Genomic DNA, 13,399 nt, shown 5'->3' with positions numbered 1-13,399 from the left:
GTTAGATAAATTTTGTGAAACAAAGTTAAAAATTATTTTAATTCATGCTTAAAAATTTTTTTCTTTAGACTATTTTTGCAAATTGCAAGCCAAAGAAATAGAATTTATGCAGATTTCAGAAAAGTACAATCCACAGGAAACAGAACAGAAATGGTACAATTACTGGTTGGAAAATAAATATTTCCACTCAGAACCTAATGACAAACCACCATATACCGTGGTCATTCCTCCGCCAAATGTAACGGGGATATTACACATGGGGCATATGCTGAACAATACCATTCAAGATGTTCTGGTCCGTCGTGCAAGAATGCGCGGGTTTAATGCTTGTTGGATTCCGGGAACAGATCACGCTTCAATTGCTACCGAAGCTAAAGTTGTTGCTAAATTGAAGTCTGAAGGAATCAATAAGTCAGATATTACCAGAGAAGAATTCCTAAAACATGCCTGGGACTGGACTCACAAATACGGAGGTACAATTCTTGAGCAGCTGAAAAAACTGGGATGTTCTTGTGATTGGGACAGAACCCGTTTTACAATGGAAGACAATCTTTCACAACAGGTTATTATAAGCTTCGTAGATCTGTATAATAAAGGTAAGATCTACAGAGGATACAGAATGGTCAACTGGGATCCTGAAGCAAAGACCAATATTTCTGATGAAGAAGTAATATTCAAAGAGCAGAACGGAAAACTATATTTCCTTAAATATAAAATTGAAGGCTCAGAAGAGTTTCTTTCAGTTGCTACTACACGTCCTGAAACTATTTTTGGGGATACCGCAGTATGTATCAATCCTAATGACGAAAGATATGCTCACTTAAAAGGTAAAAACGTAATTGTACCTATTGTAAACAGAGTAGTTCCAATCATTGAAGACGAATATGTTGATATTGAATTCGGAACTGGTGCTTTGAAAATTACGCCGGCGCATGACGTGAATGACTATGAAATTGGACAGAAACATCAGTTGAAAATGATTGATGCTTTGGATGATGACGGAAATCTTAATGAACATGGATTACATTATGCTGGGAAAAACAGATTTGATGTAAGAAAGCAGATTGCAAAAGAACTGGAAGAAAAAGATCTTTTGCTGAAAGCTGAAGACTATGTAAATAAAGTAGGAACTTCAGAAAGAACCGGTGCTGTAATTGAACCTAAAATTTCTGTACAGTGGTTCCTTAAAATGTCTGAACTGGCTAAGCCTGCTCTGGATGTGGTAATGGATGATGAAGTAAAATTCTATCCTGAGAAATTTAAAAATACCTACAAACACTGGATGGAAAACATCCGTGACTGGAATATTTCCCGTCAGCTATGGTGGGGGCAGCAGATTCCTGCTTTTTACTACGGAACGGGAGATGAAGATTTTGTAGTAGCTGAAACAGCTGAAGAAGCTTTAGAACTGGCAAAACAGAAATCCGGAAATCCGGAACTTACTCCGGAAAACTTAAGACAGGATCAGGATACATTAGATACTTGGTTCTCTGCCTGGTTATGGCCAATGTCTGTATTTGAAGGGCTTTTAGATCCTGAAAATAAAGATATCAAATATTATTATCCTACTTCTGATCTGGTAACAGCTCCTGATATTATTTTCTTCTGGGTGGCAAGAATGATCATGTCCGGACTGGAATACAAAAAAGAAGTTCCGTTCAAAAATGTTTATTTTACTGGAATTGTAAGAGATAAACAAAGAAGAAAAATGTCCAAATCTTTAGGAAACTCTCCGGATCCTATTGAATTGATGGAAAAATATGGTGCTGATGGTGTACGTGTAGGAATTCTATTGAGTTCTGCAGCAGGAAATGACCTTCTTTTTGATGAAGATCTAATGCTTCAGGGAAGAAACTTCATGACGAAAATCTGGAGTGCATTCCGTCTGATCAATATGTGGAATCATGAAGATAAACCGGCAGTTGCTACAGATAACCAGGCTATTGAATGGTTTGAAAATAAACTGAACAAAACAATCGTTGAAATTAATGATCAGTTTGAGAAGTTCAGAATTTCTGATGCGCTTCATTTGATTTACAAATTAATTTGGGATGATTTTTGCGGTTGGTATCTTGAAGCAATTAAGCCTAACTACGGAGAAGGAATTTCTAAAGAAGTTTATAATAAAACAATATATTTCTTTGAAGAATTGATGAAGCTGCTTCATCCGTTCATGCCATTCCAGTCTGAAGAGATCTGGCAATTGATTTCAGAGAGAAATATTGATGAAGCTCTTGTTATTGCTCAGCAGAAGAATGCAGATAACTTTAGTGAAGAAGTTATTAAAAACTTTGAAATTACAGCTGAACTGATTTCCGGAGTTAGAAATTACCGTCAGACAAAAGGAATTTCGCCAAGAGAAGCTGTTGAGGTATATACCAATGCTTCTGAATTTGCGAATGAAGCAGTAGTAAGAAAACTGGCTAATGTTTCTGAAATCCATTTTGGACAAAAAACAGATAAGCCAAGTTTTACCTTCCTGGTAGGAGCAACCGAAGTTTCTATTCCATTGAGTGAAAACTTAGATTTGGCAGAAGAAAAAGCTAAAACTGAAGAAGAACTGAAATATTTAAAAGGATTCTTAATTTCAGTTGATAAAAAACTTTCTAATGAAAAGTTTGTTGCCAATGCTAAACCTGAAATTGTAGAAGTAGAGCGTAAAAAGCAGAAAGATGCTCAGGATAAAATTGCGATCCTTGAAGAGAAACTGAAAAGTTTGTAAAATATAGACAATAAATTTTGTCAAAATCTCAGGCTGGATACAGATGAAAATTGTATCCAGCCTGATGGTTTAAAGAATAAATAAAATGACACATATAGAAAACATAAAAAAACTATTCTCGAAGGATTTTGTAGAAAATCCATTGTTAGAAAGTTTTGAAGCAGGAAAGATTTATCTTTCCAGTGGAAAGCTGGTTGCCTGCGATCCATTAATCACGAATGATATGCTTCCTTTCACCACAGAATTTCCGAAGGGAGATTTTTCTGTGATGGTACATAAAGAAAGAAACAGTAATTGTGTGGCTTATACAGAAATCATATTCAATAATTCTGAAATTAAAGAATGGAAACTGGCAACTACAGCAGGACAGAATATAAAAGATCTGGCAAAAGAAGAAATCTTTGGTTACCCTGTAGAAAGCGGGATGGGATGTTTTATGGATGTTGATACTCAAAATAGCCTCAATGAACTTGAACAGAGATTATTCCAGAATAAAGGAGGAGATTTTATGGGAATCTACGAAGAGTTTTTCCATGACTATTTCTTTGATGAAAACGGGGCTATTGACCAGTATGCCTTCCTAAAACCAGCCAAAGAACATCCCGGAACTATATTTGCTTTTGAAACAGGATATGGTGAGGGATTTTATGCCAGTTATGTAGCTTATGATAAGGATCAGTTGCCGGTAAAAATAATTACTGAATTTATAGAAATAAGTTAAATTAAATTTAGTTATTTTTGAAGTGCCAGTTTTACAAAATATTAAACTTTAAAGACAATTTAAAACACAATGAATTTCTCATCAGAACAACCCCGAATTATTGTCGTGGGCAGCTCATCTATAGATTTGGTTCTTGAAACCGAAAAACTTCCTTCACCCAACGAAACGGTTTTAGCTGTTAAGTCAGATAGCTATTTTGGAGGTAAAGGAGCTAATCAGTCGGTAGGTACTGCCAGGCTGGGGGCAAGTGTGTACTTTATAGGATGTGTGGGAATGGATCCACTTGGGCAGCAGATTATGAGAAATCTGGTAAGTGAAAATGTGAATGTAGGTTTTGTACATGAAACAGATAAAGATGCTACAGGAACAGCTTATGTGACTACTTCTCACGGCAATGCAGCTATTGTTGTAGTGCCTGCAGCCAACAAATATCTTAGCAAATCACATATAGACGAAGCAGATAAGTATTTTAATACTGCAGATCTTGTATTGGTACAGCTTGAGGTTTCTATGGATGTGGTGGAACATACCGTTACAAAAGCTAAAAAATATGGTAAGAAGGTAGGTCTATATGCTTCTCCTGCAATGAGAGTCAGTGAAGAAATTTTAGAAAAGGTTGATTTTATTGTAGCTAAGAGCAATGAATTGTACACCATTTTTGGAGAGGAAAAAAGAGAAGAGGTCCTTAAGAAATATTTCAATAAAGTGTTTGTAAGAGATGATACCAACTCAACCATTTATTTTGACGGTACAGAGATGAAGTATTACAGAAATGACAAAGATGAGAAAGTTTATAAAATGGGAATGGGTGATGCATTTACTTCAGGATTTGCTATTGCGCTTTGCCATGGGAACACTATTGAAGAATGTGTGAAGTTTGGAAATGAAGTTTCATCAAGAGTTTCCGGAGGTAAAGGTTCTCAGACAGGGCTGCCAAGAATGTCAGATTTCTTTTCTTAAAGCTATTTACGACATATCAAAAGTCTGAAACTTAACATAAAAATATAAGTAAAATGTCCACTTTTATAGTGGATTTTTTCTTTTTATACTATGGAAAAACTAATATTGACCACGGAAGACCATATTTCTCTGGCTGTGCATCTTTTTAAACCGGAAAAAAGTAACGGGAAACTATTGCTGATCAATTCGGCAACGGGAGTAAAACAACAGGTGTACTTTTCTTTTGCCAGTTATTTTTCTGAAAAAGGATTTACGGTAATTACGTATGATTACAGAGGAATAGGACTTTCCAAGCCGAAAGATATGAGAGGGTTTCATGGTTCAATGAGATTGTGGGGCTCAAAAGATTATAAAGCTTTAACCCAGTATATCAAAACAAACTTTAAAGACTACAAAAAGTATTGCTTAGGCCATTCTGTAGGTGCTTTGATTTTGGGAATGAATGAAGATTCAGAAATATTTGAAGAACTTTTTTTTGTGGGAACACAAAATGCTTTTGTCGGAAACCTTAAAGGGATAACAAAAATTGAAGCCTATCTGGGATTTGGAATTGCCCAGCCGTTAACCACTTCATTATTAGGGTATTTTCCCGCACATTGGTTTGGACTGGGAGAAAGTCTTCCAAAAAATTGCGCATATGACTGGAGAACCTTAATTTTAAACAGGAAATCAACCAACAAACTGTTGGAGAAAATTGATAACTTTTCTAAAAAATTGACACAAAAAGTATTGGTAATCCGCGCAGAAGATGATATCTGGCTGACAGAAAGAGGGGTATTAAGCTTATTAAATAATACCTATCCTAATCTTAAACCAACTTACAGGCTAATCGCCGTTTCAGAATCTGATAAAAAAGAAATCGGACATGTCAATTTTTTTAGAAGTTACAATAGCAAACTCTGGGATATTATTTTAAATGAACTGATAGATAAATGAAAAGTACGATTGACAACACAATAGCATTTGTAAAAGAAAAATTAGAAGGCGCAGAGGCAGGACATGACTGGTTTCATATTGAAAGAGTCTGGAAACTGGCCAGCCAGATAGCAGAAACAGAAGAGTGTGATCAGGAGGTGGTAGAATTATCTGCCCTTCTTCATGATATTGCAGATCCGAAATTTCATAATGGTGATGAAACTATTGCTCCCAAAATATCCAGAGCGTTTCTTGAAGAGCAGAATGTTCCCGAAGAAACAATCCTGAAGGTTTTATTTGTGATTGAAAATATTTCATTTAAAAACAGAGATCAGGCACCGGTAAATCCACCTATTGAGCTTAAAATTGTGCAGGATGCCGACCGTATTGATGCAATAGGAGCTATTGGAATTGCCAGAACTTTCAACTTTGGTGGCTTTAAAAATAATCTGATGTATCATCCGGATATAAAACCTAAGTTGGGAATGTCGAAAGAAGAATATAAAAAGTCTGATGGAACAACCATCAATCATTTTTACGAAAAACTATTGCTTCTGAAAGGTATGATGAACACTGAAAAAGGAAAAAAAATGGCCGAAGAAAGACATAATTATATGCTGAATTTCCTCGACCAGTTTTATAAAGAATGGAATGTAGATTAGAAAATATTATATCCCAGGATTAAGGATACATACTTTAGATTTGCTTCAGGACCTTTTTCTTCAAGCAGGTTCATACCTGTATTGTATCTCGCTTCTACAATGTATTTGTTATTATAATTGTATCCTATTCCAAATACAGCGCTTCTGAAAGCCTGGGATGAAGATAGCTTAAATCTGTCAAAAACATATCCGTCATAATCAAGTGAGAAATCCTTTGCTGCACTGGTTTTTATAGTCAGAACATTGATACCTGCATTGATAAAGATCTTTGATTTATCATTGATAAACATGTAGTGTCTTACACTTAGAGGAATGCTGATAAATGAATAATTGTCCACATTTATATTATACAAATTACCATTAGTTGTTCTTACAGCAGTCTTGTTATTGTAAAGATTGAATGTAGGCTCAAGCACAACGGACCATTTGTTTCTATTGAATGGCAATACAATTTCTGCTTCAACTCCTATTCTGAACCCGGTTTTTGAAGGAGCCCCTTCATTGCTGAAGGTTTTTGTTATTTCCAATGGTGAATAAAAATTAAGTCCTGGTCTTACAGCTAAATTAAACTTTGAATTTCTTTTAGTTTCAGAGGGAGTATCTACATTAGCAGTACCCGAAATGTTACTATTATATTCATTAAAAATTTTCTTCAGGTCATTACTCGTATATTTTGTTTTTGAAGCGAGTGCCAGGGCTTTAGTATCACCTGAGAATATTGTCATCAATTGATCGCTGTACTCTTCATTGGTTGCGATCTGCAGGTTGTTTCCGTTGAAAAAATATTTTTTGTAGATCAATGGCTGAATAGGAGAGTTTGAATCAGAGTAAAAATATCTTATCAAATTTTGTCCCTGATAAGAGTACAGATTTTTATTACCAGTTACAATTTCCTTTAGGAAAACAGAACCTTTTTTGAATTCAGGGTCTTTATTAGAAGAAAGATCTCCAATATTATCAGAAGAATAATCAATGTCACCATTGTAAGTAACATATTTTACATCATTATAGATCCCGAATTCTTTGATTGTAGAGAGAGTTCCTGTACTTTCTTGAGATTTTTCATCTGTTTTGTAAACAAAGCTGTCCGGATTGTTTGCCCATCCCTGGTTTTTGATAAGGACTTCCTTTTTTACATCATTGGTATTGATGATGTAACCTTTTTCAAATTTTATCTGTGCGCAAATAAATACAATACAAAAGGAAAGGAGTACCGATAATGTTTTTTTCATGGTTAGTTAAGGTTAAAAATATGGGCGCAAATATAGATAAAATAGAGATAAGAAGTATCTTTGTAAAATATGACACTCATTATTTTTATAATATTTCTGGCATCTGTTCTTTCTCTGGTTTTATTTAAGGTGAAATCAGGAAGTATGGCGAAGTGGGCAAAGCTGTTTCGTATTGTAACAGTAGTTTTTTCAATTTCTGTTTTTACGTACTGGTTTATCAAGAAAAGTGCTGTGGCATTTGTGGATAATTCTGTGGGGCTTCAGGTTATCAATAAGCTTCCTCAGGCATTGGATTTTTACCTGATCAATGTAAATAAAACCGATCAAAATATAACCCTTGAACCTAAACATATTGGCAAAATACGTCCCGAATACTACAGAATAGAATATCTGAAAATGGATAAGTCTGATGAATACTGGATCGTAGGTTATCTTGGAAAGAAAAACCTCGTGTACTTTTCCCAGCATTCCGTACCGAATAAAAATATTGATCAGATTGTAGAAGTTCAGAATTACATCAATCAAAGTATGAAACTTTCTGAATCTGCAAAAAAACAGGTAGATGCCTATAATTATGAGAATACAAAACTGGGGATCTGGATTACATTGGACTTTCTGCTTCTGTTTCTCAATCTGGTATTAATTCTGAAGAAAAATAAATAAGAATAGAATAGGTAATGAGTCTTTTTATAGTACCCATTACCTATTATTGTTTCTGCTAAGGATAATCCAGGATTTGCATGATTTGTTCCTTGAATTCTTCAGGACAGGATCTGATGAGTTTGTCTTTACTTTGTTTACTGATTTCTTTTGGGGTAATCCATTCCGTTTTATTGGAATTAAGACTGTGATGATCATATACTCTTTTTATGGTATTGTTTTCATAAAAAAAATATTCATCACCAAGCCAGTTATTGGCAATACTGATTTTGCAAATTTCCTTTTCCATGATTTATGTTTTAAAGTATAATGTATCGTGAAATACACTATACTCTAATTTATGAAATTTTTTGTTATGAAAAAGGAATTGGTATCAATCTTTTATCCCGTACCTACTTTGTATTGTTTAAAATAGCGTTCCTGTGCTTTCTGTTGCCATTTGTGGAATATGAATATCAGTTTTCCATTCTTCATTCAGCTTCCTGATAAAATAAGCAGATAATAGAGGAGATGCTTTTTCAATATTCTGATGCACGAAAAAGTAGAGATTCTGAAGACCTTCTTTCTTCCATTTTGTAAGATGTTTCAGCCAGTCATCCAATCTTTCATAGTCACTTTCAGCATTGGCTCCTACATAACGGATGAATGCATTAGGTGTAGTAAGGCGCATATGAAGCATATCTCTTCTTCCGGCAGTATCTACAATGATATTGGTGATATTATGAGCTTCAAAGAGTTCACAGGTTGTATTAAGGATTTCCTCATCAGTAAACCATTCCGTATTTCTGAGTTCTATTGCTAAAGGAACTTCTTTAGGCCATTCTTTTACAAATTTTTCCAGTCTGTCATAATCTTTTGGTTTAAAATTATCATGAAGCTGAAGAAAAGCCATTCCCAGTTTTTCATCAAAATTAATCACCGCTGAAGCAAAGTGAGTCACGGGATCAGTTACATCAATCAATCTTCTGAAATGAGAGACTGTATTAGTAATTTTAGGAAAGAATTTAAAATTCTCAGGTGTTTTCTCTTTCCATGTTTTTACCTGATCGGGAGTTGGCATTCCGTAGAAAGTAGCATTCAGTTCAATAGAATTAAACTGAGTAGCATAATAGGTCAGTTCATCTTTAGTTCCTTTAGGATAAAATCCCTTAAGATCCGTTTTATTCCATTTCGCACATCCGATAGAAATATTTTCCAGTCCTTTTTTATTAAGAGCCAGCATTTCTTTAGTTTTAGGATGATCTTTTGGTAATGTGAAATCTATTTTTGATGGGTCTTCTACTTGTCCGAATTTCATATCTGTAGTTTTGGTATTAAACAATAAACACAAATATAAACCAAAAAAATCATAGAACTTTCTATGATTTTTAATGGAAATAATTGTATTGGAAATACTTATTTTTTTATGATTTTTTTAGTAGCCTGAGTTGTATCGGTAGTAATTTTCATGATATAAACAGCAGTAGGATAGCCTGATAGATCAATATTTACAATAGCCTGACTGAAGTTTCTGTCAAAAATAATTCTTTCCTGAGAATCAATAAGTTTTATGTTTTTTATAGGAGCATCGGAGCTGACCTGCAGGATGTCTTTTACCGGATTAGGGAAAACTTTAATCTGTTTTGTTTTGAAATTTGCGTTATCGCTCTTCAGAAAAGAATTGCTGCAGTTTGTGGTAAATGTGATATCGGGATACATTGCCTGAAGCTCATTCAGTTGAGCATCATCCACACAAACGGATAAATTGGAGTTGTTATTGGTAATATCAATGAAATCTTCTATAGATCCGTTTCTCAGATTAACAGAAGTGAGATTAGACATATTCCATAAAGTAGCGGATTCCAGATGGGATGATGTAGAAAGATCAAGCTGAGTAATCTGAGGACAAGCATTAAAATATACATTCTTCAGATTAATATTATCCGAAGTATTGATCTGGGTAAGCAAAGGCAGATTTGCCAATGTTAATGATTCTAAATTGGTATTATCTGAAGTATTGACTGAGGTAAGAAGGTCATTAGAGGAAAGACTCAATGATTGCAGAGAAGCACAGTCTTTGGTGTCCAGAGCGGATATTTTTGTGTTACTTACCGCAATGTCTTTAAATCCTGTACATTGGCTGAGGTTGATTTCTTCTAAGTTAGAGAACATGTATCCGATTGACAGATTCTGTAAACCCGGACAGTTTTCTAAATCGAGTTTTCTTAAATCATTATTATTGTCGAATGCAAAATTTGTGAGTACAATACAGTTTTTAGTAAAAATATTCTGAAGATTATTTGCTCCTTGTGTCCCATTGGTGATGAAACGATCCGTTTTTAAAGTATGCAGATGGGAAAGGTTACTTGTATTCACGGTATTCATATATCCGCAGGAATTGGTGAGATCAATGCTTTCCAGCTTTTGGGCAGCACTAAAGTTTATATTATTGGTGATTTCTTGATTGAAAGCTTTCAGGATTTTAAGTTTTGGAAGACCTGCAAGGTTTAATGTATTTACATTCCCGAAATAAACTCCGGAAGTGGTAGAATATAGGTATCTGTTATAGAAAGAACAGTCTAATTCTTCAAGGTTAATAAGTCCTGCGGTACTCAAATCAATAGATGGAGCATTCAGTCCTATTATTTTCTTTAAAGAAGAGCAGCCATTAAGGCTTACTTTAGAGAAATATGATCCTGTTGATTCATAGTGATCCGTATCTGCAATAATCTCCTGCAGGTTGGTGCAATTATTGGCAATAAGCTCAATATTCTGCTCTGAATACCCTGAAGAGGTAAAACCTCCTGTTACTGAAATTTTAGTTAAAGTATTCAGATTAGGAACGACAATCTTTTCCAGAAATTTACAGGAATCAAATGTAAGCGTCTGAATACTGGAATCTTCAATATACAGCTCTCTGAGTTCTGCAGAACTAATCAATGCATTACTGTTTATTTGCTGACAATTTTTTATCCTTAAGCTGTTTTCGTCAGGATACCATGGATTACCTGAGATCTGATAGGCGATGATATCAGCAATATTCTGAATTCCTGAGCAATTATCAAAAGAAAGATTAATAGGAGAAGCTATATATTGACCTCCCTGTGATAAGTCATAATAAAAAGGTCTTCCCTGTACTTTTTTGATTTTAGTGTTGTTTGTAAAGCTAATGTTGGCAGTCTTGGTATTCCAAAAATAAAGCTCCTCGAGATTGGAAAACAGCAAGGCATCTGAAATTCCATCCGGCAGGTGGCTGTTATAGTAGGTGATATTGATATTAGCCGGATCAAATGTGCTACCATTGGGATCAATATACATTTGCTCAGAATCTAACCTGACCGTCAGAACCTTAACCTGTTGTGCCTCTGAAAGCTGGATCTCATCATCTCCGTTATTATCTATGGCAATAGAATTTCCATTAAAGTCTTGTGCAATCTGGTTAGTTGCGTTTGCGCTTAGAAGTAATGCTTTAAATTTTGTATCAGAAAAATTCAGATTCTGAGAGTAAGCCATAGAAAATCCGCTTACCCATAAGGTAAATAAAAGTTTTTTCATGTTTGAGTTTTAGTTATCAGATAATGTTTCAAATCCCTATATGTACAATCTGATGTTGTAAATATAATTTCTTTTTTTGAAAAAAATCCCTTTTAGGTTTCTGTGGGCTTATTTCCTTGTTTTAAATATAATTTATTAATAAAAATGTATTATGGTTTTTATTTTGTGTGGGTTATGTTGGTTTTTAGTGTTGATTTTTAACTTTAAAGAAAAAGGATTTCTTGGCTTTTTTAGCATAAATTACCTGCAAAAGCTCTGTTAAATAAAAAAAGCACACTAAAAAGTGTGCTTTTTTAAATATAGCGTGTTTATTACTTGATCTTATGCTTCACAGCTTGAACATGACACGAAATTAACCATCATTTCTTTTGAAACAGATGAGCTTCTTTGGTAGTAAAGTGTTTTTACTCCTTTTTTCCAAGCTTCAATATAAAGATAGTTTACATCTTTTACAGGCATTGTAGAAGGAATCTGAAGATTCAGTGATTGTGCCTGGTCAATATATTGCTGTCTCTGTGCCGCCTGAGAAATAATCTCCATCGGAGAGATTTCTTTGAATGTTTTGAATACTGCCTTTTCTTCAGGAGTAAGCTCATTCAGATGCTGTACAGATCCGTGGTTCAACATGATTGTTCTCCATGTTTCTTCGTTATCCAGTCCTTTTTCTTTCAATAATTTGGCAAGGTATTTATTCTTACGCATAAAGTTTCCTTTAGCAAGACCTGCTTTATAATAGTTTGAAGAGAAAGGCTCGATTCCCGGAGAAGTCTGTCCTAAGATGGCAGAACTTGAAGTGGTAGGAGCAATAGCCATTGTTGTGGTATTTCTTAATCCGTATCCTTTCAATACTTCCGGTTCTCCATAGATGTTGGCAAGCTCTCTTGAAGCCTGCTCAGCCTGATCTTTAATATGTCTGAATGCTCTTGCGTTGAACTGAGTCGCTTCAAAACTTTCAAACGGAATCATATTTTTCTGTAAATAAGAATGGTATCCTAAAACTCCTAATCCAAGAGCCCTGTGACGCATCGCAAAGTTTCTTGCACCCTGTAAGTAATAGTTACCCTCAGTTTTATCAATAAATTCAGATAGAACTGCATCCAGGAAGTATACTGCTAATTTCACAGCATCTGTATCTTTCCACTCATCATACAGTTCAAGGTTCATAGAAGACAGGCAACAGATGAAAGACTCTTCCATAGTAGATGGAAGCATGATTTCAGAACAAAGGTTACTTGCATTCACCGTCATTCCTAAATCTTTATAAACCTGAGGCTTATTTCTGTTCACGTTGTCTGTGAAGAAAATATAAGGAAGACCTTTTTGCTGGCGGCTTTCCAGTACTCTTGCCCAAACTTTACGTTTCTCCATATCACCGTCTATCATATCCTGCATCCAGTAATCTGGTACACATACTCCGGTAAACAGGTTCTGAATAGGGCTACCGATATCTTTAATAGATAAAAATTCTTCAATATCTCCGTGGTCAATATCTAAGTAAGCAGCAAAAGCACCTCTTCTTACACCTCCCTGAGAAACTACATCCATAGCAGTATCAAAAAGCTTCATGAATGAAACTGCTCCTGAAGACTTTCCGTTATCAGTTACGGCTGTTCCTCTGTTTCTCAATTCTCCAAAATATCCTGAAGTACCACCTCCAATTTTAGTCTGCATAATTACTTCACCCATTTTGTGAGTAATCCCTTCAATGCTGTCCGGAATGTGAGTGTTGAAACATGAGATAGGAAGACCTCTTTCTGTTCCCATATTTGCCCATACAGGAGAAGAGAAACTGATCCATCCTTTTGTGATCATTTCTTTGAATGCCGGTTGAAGTTCAGGTTTGTATAACCTTTTTGCAGCAGCAGTGGTAATTCTGTCGATAGCTCCGTCTACCGTTTCACCTTTCAACAGATATCCTCTGTTCAGCATCTGCTCAGACTCTTCATTGAGCCACCATATATTTGAATTTTGCTCTTCCATAGATGTTATATTT

Annotated in this window: 11 protein-coding genes; 6 read left to right on the top strand and 5 right to left on the bottom strand. The window is 35.0% G+C overall.

The window, feature by feature from the left end; translation table 11 throughout:
* Positions 1–106 precede the first annotated feature (106 nt).
* From FW780_RS09425 to FW780_RS09405, 5 genes are all read left to right on the top strand, one after another.
* Positions 107–2,722: a valine--tRNA ligase gene (locus FW780_RS09425; protein ID WP_149833350.1), complete on the top strand. Its 2,616-nt coding sequence runs from the start codon at positions 107–109 to the stop codon at positions 2,720–2,722.
* A gap of 85 nt (positions 2,723–2,807) precedes the next feature.
* Positions 2,808–3,443, top strand: a complete 636-nt coding sequence (locus tag FW780_RS09420; protein WP_149833349.1) for a DUF4241 domain-containing protein — start codon at positions 2,808–2,810, stop codon at positions 3,441–3,443.
* 69 nt (positions 3,444–3,512) lie between these two features.
* Positions 3,513–4,403 (top strand): ribokinase, encoded by an 891-nt coding sequence (locus FW780_RS09415; RefSeq protein WP_149833348.1) that lies wholly within the window; start codon positions 3,513–3,515, stop codon positions 4,401–4,403.
* A 90-nt stretch (positions 4,404–4,493) separates the two neighbouring features.
* Entirely contained in the window at positions 4,494–5,339 is an 846-nt protein-coding gene (locus FW780_RS09410; protein ID WP_149833347.1) for an alpha/beta hydrolase family protein, read from the top strand.
* Entirely contained in the window at positions 5,336–5,980 is a 645-nt protein-coding gene (locus tag FW780_RS09405; RefSeq protein ID WP_149833346.1) for an HD domain-containing protein, read from the top strand. The genes FW780_RS09410 and FW780_RS09405 overlap by 4 nt, the downstream gene beginning before the upstream one ends.
* Here FW780_RS09405 and FW780_RS09400 read toward each other — a convergent pair.
* On the bottom strand, positions 5,977–7,212 hold the full coding sequence (locus FW780_RS09400; protein ID WP_149833345.1) for a porin family protein: 1,236 nt from the start codon (positions 7,210–7,212) through the stop codon (positions 5,977–5,979). The genes FW780_RS09405 and FW780_RS09400 overlap by 4 nt on opposite strands.
* Positions 7,213–7,281: 69 nt before the next feature.
* Between FW780_RS09400 and FW780_RS09395 the strand changes: the two genes are divergently transcribed.
* A complete protein-coding gene (locus FW780_RS09395; RefSeq protein ID WP_149833344.1) occupies positions 7,282–7,875 on the top strand; it encodes a hypothetical protein in 594 nt (197 codons plus the stop codon).
* A gap of 55 nt (positions 7,876–7,930) precedes the next feature.
* Here the strand turns inward: FW780_RS09395 and FW780_RS09390 are convergent, their stop codons facing one another.
* The 4 genes from FW780_RS09390 to FW780_RS09375 all read right to left on the bottom strand — a co-directional run bounded on the left by FW780_RS09390 (position 7,931) and on the right by FW780_RS09375 (position 13,386).
* Positions 7,931–8,161: a hypothetical protein gene (locus tag FW780_RS09390; protein WP_149833343.1), complete on the bottom strand. Its 231-nt coding sequence runs from the start codon at positions 8,159–8,161 to the stop codon at positions 7,931–7,933.
* 117 nt (positions 8,162–8,278) lie between these two features.
* On the bottom strand, positions 8,279–9,169 hold the full coding sequence (locus FW780_RS09385; RefSeq protein ID WP_149833342.1) for a DUF72 domain-containing protein: 891 nt from the start codon (positions 9,167–9,169) through the stop codon (positions 8,279–8,281).
* Between the two features lie 98 nt (positions 9,170–9,267).
* The gene (locus tag FW780_RS09380) at positions 9,268–11,406 is read right to left on the bottom strand and encodes a T9SS type A sorting domain-containing protein (RefSeq protein WP_149833341.1); all 2,139 of its coding nucleotides are present in this window, start codon (positions 11,404–11,406) and stop codon (positions 9,268–9,270) included.
* 321 nt (positions 11,407–11,727) lie between these two features.
* Positions 11,728–13,386, bottom strand: a complete 1,659-nt coding sequence (locus tag FW780_RS09375) for a ribonucleoside-diphosphate reductase subunit alpha (protein WP_149833340.1) — start codon at positions 13,384–13,386, stop codon at positions 11,728–11,730.
* Between the last annotated feature and the right edge of the window lie 13 nt (positions 13,387–13,399).

The sequence above is a fragment of the Chryseobacterium sediminis genome (assembly GCF_008386505.1).
Lineage (GTDB): Bacteria > Bacteroidota > Bacteroidia > Flavobacteriales > Weeksellaceae > Chryseobacterium > Chryseobacterium sediminis.
Note: the sequence above shows the minus strand (reverse complement) of the source record. Positions and strands in the feature narration are given on the sequence as shown.